The 16,179-nt window shown below is 69.3% G+C and carries 16 protein-coding genes; 3 read left to right on the forward strand and 13 right to left on the reverse strand.

The window, feature by feature from the left end:
• Positions 1 to 280: 280 nt before the first annotated feature.
• The 6 genes from H0E82_RS07775 to H0E82_RS07800 form a co-directional block, all read right to left on the reverse strand.
• On the reverse strand, positions 281 to 928 hold the full coding sequence (locus tag H0E82_RS07775) for a rhomboid family intramembrane serine protease (protein WP_180544902.1): 648 nt from the start codon (positions 926 to 928) through the stop codon (positions 281 to 283).
• Between the two features lie 63 nt (positions 929 to 991).
• Positions 992 to 1,348: an MGMT family protein gene (locus H0E82_RS07780; RefSeq protein ID WP_180544903.1), complete on the reverse strand. Its 357-nt coding sequence runs from the start codon at positions 1,346 to 1,348 to the stop codon at positions 992 to 994.
• 46 nt (positions 1,349 to 1,394) lie between these two features.
• Positions 1,395 to 1,775, reverse strand: coding sequence for a fluoride efflux transporter CrcB (gene crcB, locus H0E82_RS07785; protein WP_180544904.1), 381 nt, complete (start codon positions 1,773 to 1,775; stop codon positions 1,395 to 1,397).
• A 127-nt stretch (positions 1,776 to 1,902) separates the two neighbouring features.
• Positions 1,903 to 2,277, reverse strand: a complete 375-nt coding sequence (locus H0E82_RS07790; protein ID WP_180544905.1) for a SpoIIAA family protein — start codon at positions 2,275 to 2,277, stop codon at positions 1,903 to 1,905.
• A gap of 109 nt (positions 2,278 to 2,386) precedes the next feature.
• A complete protein-coding gene (locus tag H0E82_RS07795; protein ID WP_180544906.1) occupies positions 2,387 to 3,514 on the reverse strand; it encodes an inorganic phosphate transporter in 1,128 nt (375 codons plus the stop codon).
• A 12-nt stretch (positions 3,515 to 3,526) separates the two neighbouring features.
• Positions 3,527 to 4,153, reverse strand: a complete 627-nt coding sequence (locus H0E82_RS07800; protein ID WP_180544907.1) for a DUF47 domain-containing protein — start codon at positions 4,151 to 4,153, stop codon at positions 3,527 to 3,529.
• Between the two features lie 288 nt (positions 4,154 to 4,441).
• On the opposite strand from H0E82_RS07800, the gene H0E82_RS07805 reads away from it, so the two are divergent.
• Together H0E82_RS07805 and H0E82_RS07810 are read left to right on the forward strand one after the other, a co-directional pair.
• Positions 4,442 to 5,779: a hemolysin family protein gene (locus H0E82_RS07805; RefSeq protein ID WP_180544908.1), complete on the forward strand. Its 1,338-nt coding sequence runs from the start codon at positions 4,442 to 4,444 to the stop codon at positions 5,777 to 5,779.
• The gene (locus H0E82_RS07810) at positions 5,769 to 6,410 is read left to right on the forward strand and encodes an exopolysaccharide biosynthesis protein (RefSeq protein ID WP_180544909.1); all 642 of its coding nucleotides are present in this window, start codon (positions 5,769 to 5,771) and stop codon (positions 6,408 to 6,410) included. The genes H0E82_RS07805 and H0E82_RS07810 overlap by 11 nt, the downstream gene beginning before the upstream one ends.
• Positions 6,411 to 6,443: 33 nt before the next feature.
• Here the strand turns inward: H0E82_RS07810 and H0E82_RS07815 are convergent, their stop codons facing one another.
• From H0E82_RS07815 to H0E82_RS07825, 3 genes are all read right to left on the reverse strand, one after another.
• The gene (locus tag H0E82_RS07815; RefSeq protein ID WP_180545000.1) at positions 6,444 to 8,525 is read right to left on the reverse strand and encodes a putative bifunctional diguanylate cyclase/phosphodiesterase; all 2,082 of its coding nucleotides are present in this window, start codon (positions 8,523 to 8,525) and stop codon (positions 6,444 to 6,446) included.
• A 47-nt stretch (positions 8,526 to 8,572) separates the two neighbouring features.
• The gene (locus H0E82_RS07820; RefSeq protein WP_180544910.1) at positions 8,573 to 9,502 is read right to left on the reverse strand and encodes a phosphate/phosphite/phosphonate ABC transporter substrate-binding protein; all 930 of its coding nucleotides are present in this window, start codon (positions 9,500 to 9,502) and stop codon (positions 8,573 to 8,575) included.
• A 72-nt stretch (positions 9,503 to 9,574) separates the two neighbouring features.
• Positions 9,575 to 10,387, reverse strand: coding sequence for an RNA methyltransferase (locus H0E82_RS07825; protein ID WP_180544911.1), 813 nt, complete (start codon positions 10,385 to 10,387; stop codon positions 9,575 to 9,577).
• 87 nt (positions 10,388 to 10,474) lie between these two features.
• Here H0E82_RS07825 and H0E82_RS07830 point away from each other — a divergent pair, with 87 nt between their 5' ends.
• Positions 10,475 to 11,302: an inositol monophosphatase family protein gene (locus tag H0E82_RS07830; RefSeq protein WP_180544912.1), complete on the forward strand. Its 828-nt coding sequence runs from the start codon at positions 10,475 to 10,477 to the stop codon at positions 11,300 to 11,302.
• Positions 11,303 to 11,585: 283 nt separating this feature from the next.
• Here H0E82_RS07830 and secF read toward each other — a convergent pair whose 3' ends face one another.
• The 4 genes from secF to tgt form a co-directional block, all read right to left on the reverse strand.
• Positions 11,586 to 12,551 carry a protein translocase subunit SecF gene (gene secF, locus H0E82_RS07835; protein ID WP_180544913.1) on the reverse strand — a complete coding sequence of 322 codons (966 nt, stop codon included), beginning with the start codon at positions 12,549 to 12,551 and terminating at the stop codon, positions 11,586 to 11,588.
• Between the two features lie 13 nt (positions 12,552 to 12,564).
• Positions 12,565 to 14,448, reverse strand: coding sequence for a protein translocase subunit SecD (gene secD, locus H0E82_RS07840; RefSeq protein WP_180544914.1), 1,884 nt, complete (start codon positions 14,446 to 14,448; stop codon positions 12,565 to 12,567).
• A 135-nt stretch (positions 14,449 to 14,583) separates the two neighbouring features.
• Positions 14,584 to 14,922 (reverse strand): preprotein translocase subunit YajC, encoded by a 339-nt coding sequence (gene yajC / locus H0E82_RS07845; protein WP_180544915.1) that lies wholly within the window; start codon positions 14,920 to 14,922, stop codon positions 14,584 to 14,586.
• Positions 14,923 to 15,025: 103 nt separating this feature from the next.
• On the reverse strand, positions 15,026 to 16,162 hold the full coding sequence (tgt, locus tag H0E82_RS07850) for a tRNA guanosine(34) transglycosylase Tgt (protein WP_180544916.1): 1,137 nt from the start codon (positions 16,160 to 16,162) through the stop codon (positions 15,026 to 15,028).
• Positions 16,163 to 16,179: the final 17 nt, after the last annotated feature.

A 16,179-nucleotide genomic window follows, 5' to 3' on the forward strand; every position in this document is an offset into this window, starting at 1 on the left:
CCGCACGACGTCCCGTCGCCGAGCCCGCGGAGCTATGGGTGCCGATTTTCGCCGAGGCATTCGCCCCCCCGGCCGGCTGATGCCGATGGCGCGGGGGTTTGCGGAAAGGTTCAGCGCTGGAGCACGCGGGCGCCCGCGCCGGTCCCACCGGTGGATCGCGTGCCCGGTACCGCCTGCCGGACGGCATCGCTACGGCGGCGCGAGGTCCGCATGCCCACGCCGTCGATCCTTCCGCAGCGCCGCCGCATATCGGCGACGACGGCGCCTGTCGACGCCCCCGCTACAGCCGGCGGACGTGGGCGCGGCGCCGGTTGAACGGCGGCCGCCCGCGCCAGTGCTGGATCAGCAGCCAGCCAAACAGCATGCCGCCCAGATGCGCGAAATGGGCCACGCCCGAGCGCGTACCGGTGATGCCGAGCACCAGCTCGACCAGACCGTAGACGATCACGAGCGTGCGCGCGCGCATCGGAATGGGGGGGAACAGCAACATGATCCGCTGGTTCGGGAACAGCAGGCCGTAGGCCAGCAACAGGCCGAACACCCCGCCCGACGCGCCCAGGGTGGGATACGGAAACGCGCCCTGCGCGAGCGACCACGTCACGACCACGAGCTGGCACAGGCCCGCGCCGACCACGCAGACCAGGTAATAGGTGACGAAGCGCTTCGTGCCCCAGGTGTACTCGAGCTGCGAGCCGAACATGACCAGGGCCAGCATGTTGAACACGAGGTGGGCGAGATTGCGCGGGTCGTGCATGAACCCGTAGGTCACCAGCTGCCAGGGCTGGAAACCGAGCCCGCCGGCGTCCGCGCCGCCCCAGGGCCAAAGCATCATCGGCGCGAGGATGCCACCCGCGGCCAGCTGCACCAGGAAGACGGCGACATTGATGGCCAGAATCGTTTTGACGGCCTGCGGCAACCTGGGAAACATCCGGACTCCTCGTTGGTGCCGAGCATGATACCGGGCACATCCGGCCGGGATGTCGCCACCGCGTCATCGCCGCGGCGTCGGTCCCCAGAGCGCGGCATCCAGCGCATCGCCGTCCGCACTGCGCGGCATGCGCACGCGGCCGTTGGTCACCGTCACCCCCTCGCTTCGCAGGCGGCGCACCTGTTCGTCGTGACCCGGCGTGCCCCGCGGAATGGCGATGACGCCGTCGCTGCGCACGACACGGTGCCAGGGAAGCGTCGTGTCGGTACTGACACCGAGCACCCTCGCCACCAGGCGGGCCCGGCCGGGCAGACCGGCGCGGCGCGCGATGTGTCCGTAGCCGGCCACCTGTCCGGCTGGCACCGCGCGGATCGCGGCGAGTATGCGCAGCGTGGCCGCGTCGGCCGTGCCGCTCTTCATCGTGGACCCGGGAACGCCGAGCTGCGACCGCGCCGGACCGCTGCGCTCACGCCGGCAGCGCCTTGACGAGCGCCATGCCGGCCACCAGCGCACCGACACAGACGACCACGCTTGCGAGCACGTACAGCAGGGCCAGACCGGCCTGGCCGCGCTCGTAGAGCAGGACGGTCTCGAGCGAAAACGCGGAGAAGGTGGTGAAGCCGCCGAGCAGACCCGTGGTGAGGAACAGGCGCAGCGGCGACGACAGCTCGCCCCGTGCGCCGAACCAGGCGACCGCGGCGCCCATCACCAGTGCGCCGACGACATTGACCGCGAGCGTGCCGTACGGAAACTGCGTGCCGAGCGCGCGCACCGCGATCACTCCGGCACCATGACGCAGCACGGCGCCGAGGCCACCACCGAGGAAGACGAGCAGGAACGGATGCATGCGGGCAGCGTGGCGGGCCGGAGGTGACTCCGATCATACCCACGCGCGCGAGCGGCCAAGAGCCGCGCCGCACCCAGGGCGCAGTGCGGCCGCGTCGAAACGCGCGCCGCGCGATCCCGGCGGCGCCTCAGTCGCGCGCCGAGCGCAGCCAGGTCTGTGCATCGCCCGCGTGCTCGGGTGCGAAGCCACGGATCTCCAGCCCCGGCAGCAGGGCGCCTTCGAGTTCACCCACCCGCCGCACCCACGCCGCATCGGCGACGACCGCGATGCGATCGAAGCGGCGCACCGTGCGCAGCAACAGCGGCAGGCGCGAGAGCTCGACCGCCAGTGCGCCGAGGCTCGGCAGGTCCATGTCGTGGATCCGGTAGAGCATCACACCGTGCTCGATGCCCTCGGAGCGGGCGACGAACAGGTCGAGCAGCGCCACCATCGCATCCCGGTCCAGCCGGCCTCCGATCTCGAGATCGAGCCGGTCGGGGTCCACCCGGATCACGTTGTGCATCGCCGCCTCCTCGCGAAAAGAGGCGCAGTCTGTGGCGGCGGCCGTCGACGCGGAGCGAACGCCGGACCGGGCGTTCCGCGCCCGCGGCATTGCGCGGGACGCGGACAGCTCAGACCCAGCCGGCCTGCTGGAATGCGCGGAAGAGCATGTAGGCGATGCCGCCCGACATCGGAATGGTCAGGATCCAGGCCCAGATCATCTTGTTGACCACCGACCACTTGATCGCGTTGAGGCGCTTCGCCGTGCCCACGCCCATGATGGCCGAGGAGATGTTGTGCGTGGTCGACACCGGAATGCCCAGCGACGAGGCGGCCAGGATCACCGAGGCGGCGCTGGTTTCGGCAGCGAAGCCGTGGATCGGGTGCAGTTTGACCAGCTTGTGGCCCAGCGTCTTGATGATCCGCCAGCCGCCCGCAGCGGTACCGGCGGCCATGACCACGGCGCAGGTGATCTTGATCCACAGGTCGATGTCGCCCTCGGCCAGCGCGGCGTCGGAGGGATGCAGGAAAGCCAGCCAGCCCGGCAGGTTGTCGAGCGTGCCGACGCTCTGCGCGCTGACCAGGGTCAGCGCGACGATGCCCATGGTCTTCTGCGCATCGTTCATGCCGTGCGCGAAGCCCATGCCGGCGGCCGAGACGATCTGGCTCTTGCCGAAGAACGCATTGACCCAGCGCGGCCGCGCGATGCGCGCGAGCACGCCGCCGCTGCGCGCCATCATCGAGATCGCGAAGAACAGCACGCCCATCATCAGGAAGCCGGCGGCGAACCCGAGCACGGGCGAACTGACCATGGGAATGATCACTTTCCACAGCACGCCGGCGCTCTGCCACAGCGGCTCGGTGGGCACCGACCAGATCACCACGTTGAAATCGTTCGTGGCCGCGGCGAGCGCAGCACCGATGAGGCCGCCGATCAGGGCGTGGGACGAGGACGACGGCAGGCCGAACCACCAGGTGATGAGGTTCCAGACGATCCCGCCGAGCAGCGCGCACAGGATCAGCTGGGAGCCGACGTCGACGACGCCGGCATCGATCAGACCGGACGAGATGGTCTTGGCCACCGCCGTGCCCATCAGCGCGCCGATCAGGTTCATCGAGGCCGCCAGGCCCACCGCCTGCATCGGCGAGAGCACCTTGGTCGCCACCACGGTCGCGATCGAATTGGCGGTGTCGTGGAAACCGTTGATGTATTCGAACACCAGCGCGGTCGCGACCACGATCAGCACGAGGGTCAGCATGGGGCGCGGCCGTCAGGAATTCTTGAGCACGATTTCGTAGGCGACCACCCCGGCCTCGCGGCAGCGGTCGATCGCCTTCTCGAGGATCTCGAAGAATTCCTTGAGCAGGAACATCTGCAGCGGATCGAGCTTGCCCGAATAGATGTCGCGGTAGAGCTCGAGCATCAGCCGGTCGGCCTCGTTCTCCAGCGCGCGCAGCTGGTCGTTGAGCGCCTTCATCGGCTCGAGCTTCATGCTGCGCAGGGTCCTGACCATCTGCACCACGACCGCCGACGCCTGCTCCAGCATCGCCGCGCGGGGCGCGAAGTCGATGTGCTCCAGATGCTGGGTGGCCAGCGAATAGCGGTCGGCGAACTTCTCGATCTGCTTCGGGATCTTGTACAGCGCCGAGCCCAGCGCCTCGATGTCCTCGCGCTCGATCGGCGTGATGAAGCTGTCGACCAGCGCCTGGCTGATCTTCTCGGACGTTTCGCGCTCACGCATGCGGGCGAGCTTGAACGCATCGAGCGCAGGCTGGCGGTCGGCCTCGCGCAGCATGGTGTGCAGGGCGCGGGCACTGTCGTGGGCCGCGACCGCAGCCTCCTCGAGCAGCGTGTAGAACTGGTTGCCTTGCCCGAACATGGTTTGCAGGGAGAACATGCCGCCGCCTTCGATCCGCGCGCCACGGGACGTGGACGCCTGCGCGGCGCGGATTATGACGGTTGTGTGACAGTTCCGGCCAGCGGGGTGGGCGCCCGGCCGTCACGGGGCCACCTGTTATAGTCCCGGCCGCGCCTCCCTGCGCTGTTCATCTTTCAATGGACGACGACTCTAGACCGCCCCCTGTGCCTCCCTGCGACCCGGATTCCCTCGGCCCGAAGGTCCGTCATGCCCCGCCCGCCCGCGTGATGCGCAACGGCCGCGCTGCCCCGCACAGGACCCGCTCCGATGTTTGAGCTCGGACTGATCGTCCTGGCCCTGATCGCGTGCAATGCGTTCTTTGCATTGTCGGAGATGTCGGTCGTCACCTCGCGCAAGCCACGCCTCAAGCAACGCGCCGGAAACCACCGCGGCGCACGCGTGGCGCTGGATCTGGCCGAGCATCCGGAGCGCTTCCTCTCCACCGTGCAGGTCGGCATCACCCTGATCGGCATCCTCACCGGCATGTACGGCGGCGACGCGATCGCGAGCTCGCTCGGTGCCTGGCTCGACCGCACGGTGCCGCCGCTGCAGGCCACGATGCCGGCGCTGTCGATCAGCTGGGGAGCGGTGCTGGGCAAGGTGCTGGCCATCGGGCTGATCACCTACCTGACCATCGTGCTCGGCGAACTGCTGCCCAAGCGACTGGCCCTGCTCGCCCCCGAGCGTGTCGCCTCCTTCGTGGCCCTGCCCATGCACGGTCTGTCGCGGCTGGCGACGCCGGTCGTCTGGCTGCTAAGCGCCTCGGTGCGGGTGTTGCTGCGGCTGTTGCGCCTGGACAAGACCGAAGCGGCGCAGGTGACCGAAGAAGAGATCCGCATGCTGGTCAGCGAGAGCCACGAGCAGGGCGTCATCGACACCGACGAGCGCAACATGGTCAATCGCGTGCTGACCCTGGGCGATCGCGAGGCCGAGAGCCTGATGACGCCGCGCACGCGCATCACCTGGCTCGACATGGGCGCGGGCTTCGAGGACAACCTCGAACGCATGCGCGCGACGCCGTATTCGCGCTATCCGGTCTTCCGCGGCAGCGATGCCGACGTGGTCGGCGTGCTGGAGATCAAGTCGCTGATCGATCGGCTCGAGGAACGCGAGTTCGACCTCTTCAAGTACCTGCGCGAGCCGCTGTTCGTCTCGGAATCCACCCCGGCCATGAAGCTGCTGGAGATCCTGCGCGAGAACCAGCAGTCGCTGGCGCTGGTGGTGGACGAGTACGGCGACATCACCGGCATGGTGACCGTCAACGACGTCATGGAAGCGGTCATCGGCCGCACCCAGAGCAGCGGCGTGGATGCATCGCCCCTGGTCGTGACGCGCGAGGACGGTTCGCTGCTGGTCGACGGCAGCCTCGGCGTCGACCCGCTGCGCGAGCTGCTCGGCGGCGGTGTGCTTCCCGGCGAGGACGAGCACATCTTCCACACCGCGGCAGGCATGGTCATCGCGCAGTTCGGGCGCATTCCGAACGTGGGCGAATACGTGGACTGGAACGGCTGGCGGCTGGAGATCGTCGATCTCGACGGCCCGCGCGTCGACAAGCTGCTGCTGCAACGCCTGCCGGGCGACGAGGCCGCGCCCGATGGCGCCTGAGCCGGGCGCATCCAGCTTCGATCGGGGCGAGGCCGGGACGCGTGATCTGCTGGCGGCGATGTCGCTCGGCGATCCGGAGGACCAGCTGCGGCTGCGCGATCTGCTCGCCGGTCTCGGCAAGCGGGTCTTCGGCATGATGCTCTTCGTCGCCACCCTGCCGGCCTTCATTCCCGTGCCCGGCGTCGGCGGCGCGGTGGGCGGTCCGCTGGTGGTGCTGGTCGGCGTGCAGCTGCTGCTCGGCATGCGCAAGCCCTGGCTGCCGCGCATGCTCGCCGAGCGCGGCCCGCACCGGCGTTCGGTGCAGCGCTTCGAACAGCTCCTGGCGCCGTGGTTCCGTCGGCTGGAGCGGGTGAGCCGGCCGCGGATGCCCGGCCTGCTGGACCATCGCGCGGCGACCATGTTCACCGGCCTGCTGCTGGTCCTGCTGGGTGTGCTGCTGGCGCTGCCCATCCCCTTCACCAACTACGTCTTCGGCCTGCTGCTGCTGGCCTTCGCACTCGGCCTGCTGGAGCGTGACGGCGCGCTGATGCTCGGCGCCTGGCTGGTGGGCATCATTGCGATCGCCGTGTTCGGCGTGCTCAGCGGCGCGCTGGCCACCGCCGCGACGGAGTGGCTCGGCCGGTTGTTCTGACCGCGTCCGCGGGCGGCGTCGCGGGCATCTGAGTCAGCGCAGCAGGTCCTCGAACGCGCGCGGCGCGAGCGGGTGGCCCAGCCAGTAGCCCTGGCCGAGATCGCAGCCGCGTTCGCGCAGGATGTCGAACTGACCCTCGGTCTCCACGCCCTCCGCCACGACCGTGATGCCGATGGAATGCCCCATCGAGATGATCGCCGAGGTCAGTGCGAGGTCGTCGGGATCGCGGAGCATGTCGGCGATGAAGCTGCGGTCGATCTTGACGCCGTCCACCGGCACCCGGCGCAGATGGCTCAATCCCGAGAATCCGGTACCGAAATCGTCGAGCCAGATCTTCACCCCCAGCGCACGGAGCCCCCCCAGCAGCTCGCCGACGCGCAGTTCGTCGCCGATCACCGCGGTCTCTGTGAGCTCGATGTGCAGCTGGCGGGCGTCGAGCCCGGTCGCGGCCAGCGCCCGCCGGACCTCGTCCGCGAAGCCTGCGCTGCGCAGCTGGCGCGGCGAGACGTTGACCGAGACGAACAGGCCCGCCGCCGCCGGCAAGGCCTGCTGCCACGCCCGGGCCTGACGGCAGGCCGCTTCCAGTACTAGCGGGCCGATCGTGTCGATCAGCCCGCTCTGCTCGGCCACGTCGATGAACACCGATGGCGCCACTGCGCCGAGGACGGGGTGTTGCCAGCGCAGCAGGGCCTCGACGCCCGTCAGCCGGTTGTCCTCCATCCGGAAGACCGGCTGGTAGACCAGGTCGAGCTCGCCGCGCGCCCATGCGCCGCGCAGCTCGTGCTCGAGGTGCATCCGGCGCTCCACCGCCTGGTCCATCGCCAGGCTGTAGAAGCGATAGCCGTGCTTGCCGTCGAGCTTGGCCTGGTACATCGCGATGTCGCCGTTCTTCAGCAGCGTGCCGGCGGTCGCCGCGTCTTCGGGAAACAGGGTGATCCCGATCGAGATCCCCAGGAACACCTCGCGCCCGCCCACGTCGATCGGCCGGGACACATCCTCGACCAGGCGCTCGGCGAGGTTGCGCGCGACCGCACGCAGGTCCGCCTCGCTGCCGCCCGGCACCTGCAACAGCACCACGAACTCGTCGCCGCCGAAGCGGGCCAGCAGCGCATCGGACACGCCCTGCGCTTCCACCGCGGCGGCGATGCGCGTGGCGAACTGGACGAGTGCGAGGTCGCCGACGTCGTGGCCGAGGGTGTCGTTGACCCGCTTGAAATCGTCGACATCGGCGAACAGCAGGGCCAGGCGGCCCGACGCGCCCTGCATTTCGAGCAGCCGCTGGTCGAGCGATTCGCGCAGTGCCAGGCGGTTGGCCAGCCCGGTCAAGGCATCGGTATAGGCCATCCGGCGGATGTCGCGATCGTGCCGGGCGATGCTGTCGCGCATGCGCGCGAACGCGCGCACCAGATCGCCCACTTCGTCTTCGCGCACGTCCACCGTCACCGTGGCGGCATAGTTGCCGGCCTCGATGTGCTGGGCGGCCGCCGCGAGCTGGCGCACGGGACGGATCAGACGGCGCTGCAGCACCACCGCCAGCACAACCCCGGTGACCACCAGCACCAGCAGCACGAGGGCGACCGTCCACAGATCACGCCGTGCGATCCGGTCGAGCTGCTGGCGCATGGTGGTGGCCATCGCGCGCTCGTCGGCCATCGCCGAGTCCATTGAATAGCCCACGCGCACGCCGCCCAGGCGCTGGTCGCCCATGCGGATCGGCATCGAGATATCCAGCCGTCGCCCGTCGTTCTGCACATGCCGCGTGACGCTGTCGATGGCTTCGTCGGCGAACGGTCCCTCCATGCGCCGGCCGAAGGCCGCGATGTCCTGGCTGCCGTCGTGGACGATGTTGCCGTCCGGGTCGTAGACGACCACGTAGGCGACGTCGGGCTGCTGCAGCACGTTGCCGGCCGCGCTGCCGATCGCGTCGAGGTCGAAGTAGTACAGCGGGTTGACCAGGGCCTCGGCCAGCTGGGTGGTGATCCCCTCGCCGCGCGCGAGCAGGCGCTGCGAGGCGAGCGCATGCATCGAATCCCGGCTCAGCTGCAGGATGTCGCCGTGGGTGCGCTCCTGCTGGCGCAACAGGATCCCGGCGCCGACCAGGGCACTGACCAGCATGCCGGCGGCGATGACGACGAACCCGGCCTGCAGGCCACCGCGCAGCCTCACTCGACCTCCGCCGCCACGCGCAGCGCACCGGCGCGCAGCCGGTCGAGCTCGCCGCGCGTGCGCGGGTCCACCGGGAGGAAGGCCGTGGTTCCGAAGAAGGACGCCAATGCGTTGGCTGCCGCCGGATCGGTCCCCGCCTCGAGCAGGACCTCGCGCAGCCGCGCGGCCACCCGGGGCGGCAGGTCGCCGCGGACCAGTTCCAGCGCACGCGGAAATTCCGGGCTGCGCGCGAAGATCGCCATGTCGCGCTTGAAGGATGCCGGCACGCGGCGCGGATTGTCCCAGTCGATGTTGCTCAGCACCCCGACATCGACCAGCCGTTTGTGCACCCACGAGGCCGTGTTGACCTCGGCGCGCGCGAACAGATAGCCCACCGATGCCGGCTCGGCCGCGTCGTGCGGCGACAGCAGGATGTCCAGCGACAGTCCCCGTTCGAGCAGTTGCGCAGCGGGCACGATGTAGGCGCTTGTCGACTGCCGGTTCTGGAAGGCCACGCTGCGTCCGCGCAGGTCGTCGAGGCTGCTGATTCCGCTGTCGCGCCGCGCGAAATAGATCGTGTGATAGCGGCTCACCCCGCTGCGCTCGGTGAGCAGCATGGGCCGTGCACCGCCGCGTGCCTCGAGCAGCATCGCACTGCCCGCCGTCTCGGTGACCCAGTCCACGCGCCCGCGGCGCAGGTAGCTCTGCATCTGATGGGTGTCGCGCGCCATCAGCACGCGGCCTTCGGTGATGCCCACGTCGCCCATGCGGGCGACGACGTAGTCGAGCAGCGGCTTGAGCTGGCCGTAGTGGGCCTTGGGATCGTCGCTCACCCGTCCGAGCACCAGGACGTGCGAGCCGGGGGTCGACCATGCGGGCGACGCCACGACGGATGCGACCAGCACGAACCCGAGAAGGAGCCAGCGGCAGGACGTGCGGAGGGTCAAGGCGGATCCACGATGGCCGGTCCCGCGGAAGCCTAGCCGAAAGCGCTGTGCCGCAACAGGCCGGACGGGCGCCTAATCCTCGGGCTTGCGGGCCAACCCGGCCATGCGCTGCGCATCGGCCAGCACGCCCCGCAGCAACCTCACTTCCTGCCGGTCGAGCCCGGTGCGTACGAACAAACGCCGCAGCTTGCGCATCGCCGAATCGGGGGTGCGTCCCTTGTGGAAGTCGATGGCATCGAGCGTATCGGCCAGTTGCGCGAAGAACCCCTCGAGTTCGGCGTGCGGGGCCGCGTCGGGCTGCACGGCAACCGCGGCCGGCGCGGCGCCGGCTTCGCCCAGCAGCGCCATCCGCACTTCGTAGGCCAGCACCTGCACGGCGGCCGCGAGATTCAGCGAACTGTAATCGGGATTCGCCGGGATATGCACCGCGGCATGGCAGAGCTGCAGTTCCGCATTCTCCAGGCCAGTGCGCTCGCGACCGAAGACCAGCGCGACTTCGCCCCCCGCGTCGGCATCGGCCCGCACCGCCGCGGCTGCAGCGCGCGGGCCGAGCTCGCGCAGCTGCACGCGACGGCTGCGCGCGGTACAACCGAGCACCAGGCGGCAATCGGACAGGGCCTCGGCCAGGGTGTCGTGGACCACGGCCGCGGCGAGCACGTCCTCCGCGCCGGCGGCCATCATGTCGGCCTCGTTGTGCGGGTACTTCTGCGGGGCCACCAGCACCAGACGCGACAGTCCCATGGTCTTGAGCGCGCGTGCGGCCGAGCCGATGTTGCCCGGATGCTGCGTGCCCACCAGCACCACGCGGATACGCGCCGCGGCCTGCTGCGGTGAAGTGGATGCGGCGTCGGACACGGTGTGCTCGGGGTTCAGGGGCGCTTGCATGGGGCGAATGGTAAACTGCGCGCCCGGCCCCGCGCCGGCACCGCTCTTTCTCCCCTCGAATGCCGTCCGCGCCCGGAGCCCTCCGCGATGCTTCAACCTGCTGTCAACATCATGGTCAAGGCGGCGCGCGCCGGCGGTGGCGTCCTGCTGCGCAACATGCACAAGCTCGATGCGCTCAACGTCGTGGAGAAGGCGCGGCACGATTACGCGAGCGAGGTCGACGGCCTGGCGGAAGAGGCGATCGTCAAGGAACTGCGTCGTGCCTATCCCGAATATGCGGTGCTCGGTGAGGAAGGCGGGGCCAAGCCCGGTCGCGGCGGCCAGAGCCGCTACACCTGGGTGATCGATCCCCTCGACGGCACCAGCAACTATCTGCGCGGCCTGCCCCACTGGTGCGTGTCGATCGCGCTGGTCGAGGGCGGCGAGCCGCTGCACGGCGTGATCTTCGATCCGCTGCGCAATGAACTCTTCACCGCCACGCGGGGCGCCGGCGCCCAGCTCAACGAACGTCGCATCCGGGTGTCCGAGCGTCGCGAACTGACCGGTGCGATGCTCTCCACGGGCTTCGCGCCGCGCGAGCGCAAGCGCGTCGGCGCGCAGCTGCGTGCGGTCGAGGCCCTGCTCGATTCGGCCGAGGACGTGCGTCGCAGCGGTTCCGCCGCGCTGGATCTCGCCTACGTCGCCGCGGCCCGCACGGACGGCTACTTCGAGGCCGGCGTGCATCCCTGGGACATCGCCGCGGGCATGCTGCTGGTCCGCGAGGCCGGTGGTCGCATCAGCGACTTCAAGGGCGCGACCCTCGGCCCGATGAATGTCGCCTTCGCCGGTGGACGCCAGGTGGTCGCGGGCAATGTGCATATCGTCGCGCCGCTGCAGAAGACGCTCGTCGATTCGGGCTACGCGAAGGAGTTCTGAGCGCCGCAGGCCCGCTTGCCCGAAGGCCGCGCGGAAGCGCGGCCTTTTTTTCGGGCGGCGGAAGGACCGCGTCGTCGTCGGGCGCCGGGCATTGCGCGGCATGGGCGGATGTGTCGCCCCGGCGCACACGCATGGTGGGCCCGGCCGACCGGAGCGGACCTGACCGACGGAGGTCGACGGCCACCGGCCCGCGTGCCGCACAGGCGCATCGCGTCCTGTGCGTCCCGACAAAAAGAAGCCGCGCGACGCGCGGCTTCTTCCGAGGTACAGCCGGCTTCGCCGCTCAGGGACGACGCGCGAGCGCTTCCTCGTCGCGGGCCTTGGGCAGCAGGTCCTGCTTGGTCACCCGCAGCATGCCGTAGGTCAGCAGCGGACAGGCGATCAGGATCGACGACAGCGTGGCCACCACCGCACCCAGCATCTGGGTCAGGGCCAGCCCCTCCAGCGAGCCACCGCCGTAGAGGAACAGCGCGAACACCGACAGGAAGAACACCAGCGAGGTGATGATCGTGCGCGACAGCGTCTGGTTGATCGAGCGGTTGAAGACTTCCAGCGGATCTGCGCGCATGCCGCGGAAATTCTCGCGGACGCGATCGAACACCACGATGGTGTCGTTGATCGAGAAGCCCATCACCGACAGCAGGCCGGCGAGCACCGTGAGATCGAACTCGCGCCCGGTCATCGCGAACAGGCCGGCCACCACCAGCACGTCGAACATCGTGGTGATGCTGGCCACCACCGCGAATTTCCACTCGAAGCGGAAGCTGATGTAGCACAGGAAGCCGACCAGCACGAAGATCGCCGCGTAGATGGCGTTCTGGCGCAGGTCCCCGCTGACCTGGGAGCCGATCGACTCGGTGCCGAGCACCTGCGCCGGATTGTCGGGTGTCGAAGCCGCTTCGACCACATGCCGCGACAGCTCGGCGTTGTCGTTGACGTGGGCGATGTCCTCGGCCGCGCGCACCCGGATCAGCAGATCGTTGCCGCTGCCGAAGGTCTGCACCTGCGCGTTCTGGACCTCGGCGGCCTGCAGGCGCTCGCGCACCTCGTCCACGCTCACCGGCTGCGCGAACCGCACATTCACCGCGGTGCCGCCGGTGAAGTCGAGCGCGAAATTGAAGCCCTTGACGCCGATCACGGCGAGCGCGCCGAAGAAGGCCAGCGCGGCGATCGTGATGAAGATGTGCCGGAACCGCATGAAATCGATGCGGGTGTCGGCGGGGATGAGGGTCAGCGGGAAAATGGTCATAGGGGTTCTCCCGTCAGATCGCCAGGGACTTGAGCTTCTTGCGCGGCCCGTAGACCAGGGTCACCAGCGCGCGCGAGACGACGATCGCGGTGAACATCGAGGCGATGATGCCGATCACCAGGGTGACCGCGAAACCCTGCAGCGGACCGGTGCCGAACGCGTACAGGGCGGTGCCCGCGATGATGCCCGTGAGATTGGAGTCGAAGATGGTGTCCGACGCCTTCTCGTAGCCGGTCACGATCGCCGCCTTGGGCGGCATGCCGGCGCGCAGCTCCTCGCGGATGCGCTCGTTGATCAGCACGTTGGCGTCGACGGACAGGCCGATCGACAGCGCCAGGCCGGCGAAACCGGGCAAGGACATCGTGGCACCGAAGAGCGACATCACCGCGACCACGATCAGCAGGTTCAGGATCAGCGCCAGACAGGTGACGATGCCGAACATGCGGTAATACAACATGAAGAACACCAGGGTGAACATGAAGGCGTAGACCACCGCAGTGATGCCGCGCTCCACGTTCTCCGCGCCCAGGCTCGGTCCGACCACGCGCTCCTCGACGAAATCCATCGGCGCGGCCAGTGCACCGGCCTTGAGCTGGCGGGCGAGATCGTTGGCTTCCTCGCGCGAGAGGCCCGTGGTCTGGAACTCGCGACCGAACACGCCGCGGATCGTCGAAGAGCTGATCACGCGCTCCACGCTGCGCGCCGAGCGCACCTCCTGCCCGTCGACGATGCGCACCGTCGGAATGCGCTCGACGTACACGATGCCCAGGCGCTGGCCGACGTTCTGCAGCGTGTGATCGAGCATGCGCTTGCCGCCGGCGCTGTTGAGCGTGATGCCGACGGCCGGAGTGCCGGTCTGCGAATCGGTCTGCGGATTGGCATTGATCAGCTGGTCGCCCGAGACCAGGATGCGCCGCGACAGCAGCAGCGGCTGCCCGGCCTCGTTGTAGAAGATGCGCGAATCGGCCGGGATGCTGCCCGAGGCGACCGCCGCCGCGGCCTGGTTCTCGTCACCGGTGACGGCGCGGAACTCCAGCGTCGCGGTGGCGCCGATCAGCCGCTTGGCCTCGGCGGTGTCCTGCAGGCCGGGCAGCTGGATCACCAGGCGGTCGTCGCCCTGGCGCTGCAGCACCGGTTCGGACACGCCGATGGCGTTGATGCGATTGGAGATCACGGTGCGGTTCTGCTCGACCGCGTCGGTCGCGATGCGGGTGATCTCGCCCTGCGACAGGCGCACGGTGAGACGGTTGCCGTCGGCGAGGATCTGCGGGCCGCTCCCGCCCATGGCCTGGCCCGAGGCACTGGCCAGGCTGGTGGCGATCTCGCTGCGCGCGCGGTTGACGTCGGCGCCTTCGACCAGCACCACGCCGATGCTGTTGTCGTTGCGACGCTCCACACTCGAATAGCCGATGCGGGCATCGCGCAGGACGGTCCGGATACCGTCCGCATAGCCTTCCACGCGCTTCTGCAGCGCGGCCTCCTGGTCCACCTGCATGACGAAATGCACGCCGCCCTGCAGGTCGAGACCCAGCGACATCGGCTTGGCGCCGAGGTTGGCCAGCCATTCCGGCACCGTGGACGCCAGGTTGAGCGCCACCGAGTAGTTCTCGCCCAGCGCGCCGCGCAGCGCGTCGGAGGCGCGCGTCTGGGTGTCGGAATCGGGCAGCCGGACCAGCAGGTGGTCCTCGTCGATCTCGGTCGCCAGCGGCGTCACGCCCGCCTGCCGCAGCAGGCCGTCGACCTTCTGGCGCAGGGCGGCGTCGATCCGCGCCTCGCTGGTGCTGGCGGTGATCTGCACCGAGGGATTCTTCTGGTAGGCGTTGGGCAGCGCGTACAGCGCCGCCACCACCAGCACCACCAGGATCAGGACGTACTTCCAGCGCGGGAATTCAAGCATTGCGGATACCGCCTAGCGGACTATGTGTGAGCGTCCCCGCGCCCGCCGGCGGCATCCGCCCGGAGCGGAGGCCACGACATCGGAGTGGACCGGACAGTGCGCGACCGGCCCGGGCGTGGCCCGGGCTCCGGTGCGTCACACCGACTTGAGGGTGCCCTTGGGCAGGACGTTGCCGATGGCGCCCTTCTGCACGCGGATCTCCACGCGATCTGCGACCTCGACGGTGATGAAGCTCTCGCCCATCGACCGCACCGTGCCGGCGATGCCGCCGTTGGTGATGACCTCGTCGCCCACCGACAGCTTCTCGAGCATCGCGCGGTGTTCCTTGGTGCGCTTCATCTGCGGGCGGATCATCAGGAAATACATGATCGCGATCAGGATGATCGGGAAGGCCAGCGTCGACAGCAGGCTCGGCGCCTGGGGGGCCCCGGCGGCGGCGTGGGCGGGAGCGATCAGGAGGTCCAGCAGGTTCATCGTGGCATCCGTGGGTCGAGAGCAGACAGCAGGCGATTATGCCACGGCCGGCCGCCGGCGCAGGCCGGAGCCGCGCGGCGGCCGGAGCGGGGGCGGCGCAGGGTCAGTGCGCGTTCCCCGTGCTCCGGGCGCGGTAGAAGGACTCGCGGAACGCGCCGAAGGTTCCCGCGGCGATGGCCTCGCGCATGCCGGCCATGAGGGTCTGGTAGTGCCAGAGATTGTGCAGGGTGCCCAGCATCGGCCCGAGCATCTCGCCGCAGCGGTCGAGATGGCGCAGGTAGGCGCGGGTGTAGCCACCGGCGCAGGCCTCGCAGCCGCAGCCCGCCTCGATCGGCCGCAGATCCTTCTCGTATCGGGCGTTGCGGATGCGGATCACCCCGGTCGAGGTGAAGAAGTGACCGTTGCGCGCGTTCCGGGTGGGCATCACGCAGTCGAACATGTCGACCCCGCGGGCGACCGCCTCGACCAGATCTTCCGGACGCCCGACGCCCATCAGGTAGCGCGGACGGTCCTGCGGCAGCTGCGGCACGGTGTGCTCGAGCATCGCGTTGCGCTCGTCCTCGGTCTCGCCGACCGCCAGGCCGCCGATCGCGTAGCCGTCGAAGCCGATGGCCTTGAGGCCGTCTGCCGAGCGCGTGCGCAGGTCGTGGTGCACGCCGCCCTGGACGATGCCGAACAGCGCGGCGTCGTTGCCGGCGTGTGCGCGCCTGGAACGCTCGGCCCAGCGCAGCGACAGTTCCATCGAGCGTTCGATGACACGCGGGTCGACCGGTTTGCCTTCGATCTGCACCGGCGGACATTCGTCGAAGATCATCACGATGTCCGAGTCCAGCACCTTCTGGATGCGCATGCTCTCCTCCGGCCCCAGGAACACCCGGGAACCGTCGGTCGGTGCCGCGAAGGTCACGCCCTCTTCGGTGATCTTGCGCTTGTGCGCCAGCGAGAAGACCTGGAATCCGCCGGAATCGGTGAGGATCGGCTTGTCCCAGCGCGCGAAGCCGTGCAGGCCGCCGTGCGCCTCGATCACCTCGAGGCCCGGCCGCAGGTACAGATGGAAGGTATTGCCGAGGATGATCTCGGCGCCCAGCGCACGGATCTGGTGCGGCAGAACACCCTTGACCGTGCCGTAGGTGCCCACGGGCATGAACGCCGGGGTCTCGATGCTGCCGCGTGGAAAGGTGATCCGCCCGCGCCGCGCGGCACCGTCGCTGCCGAGCAGCTGGAAGGACATTCTGGACATCGCGCTAGTATGACCGA

The sequence above is a fragment of the Luteimonas deserti genome, assembly GCF_013425765.1.
In the GTDB taxonomy this organism is placed as follows: domain Bacteria; phylum Pseudomonadota; class Gammaproteobacteria; order Xanthomonadales; family Xanthomonadaceae; genus Luteimonas; species Luteimonas deserti.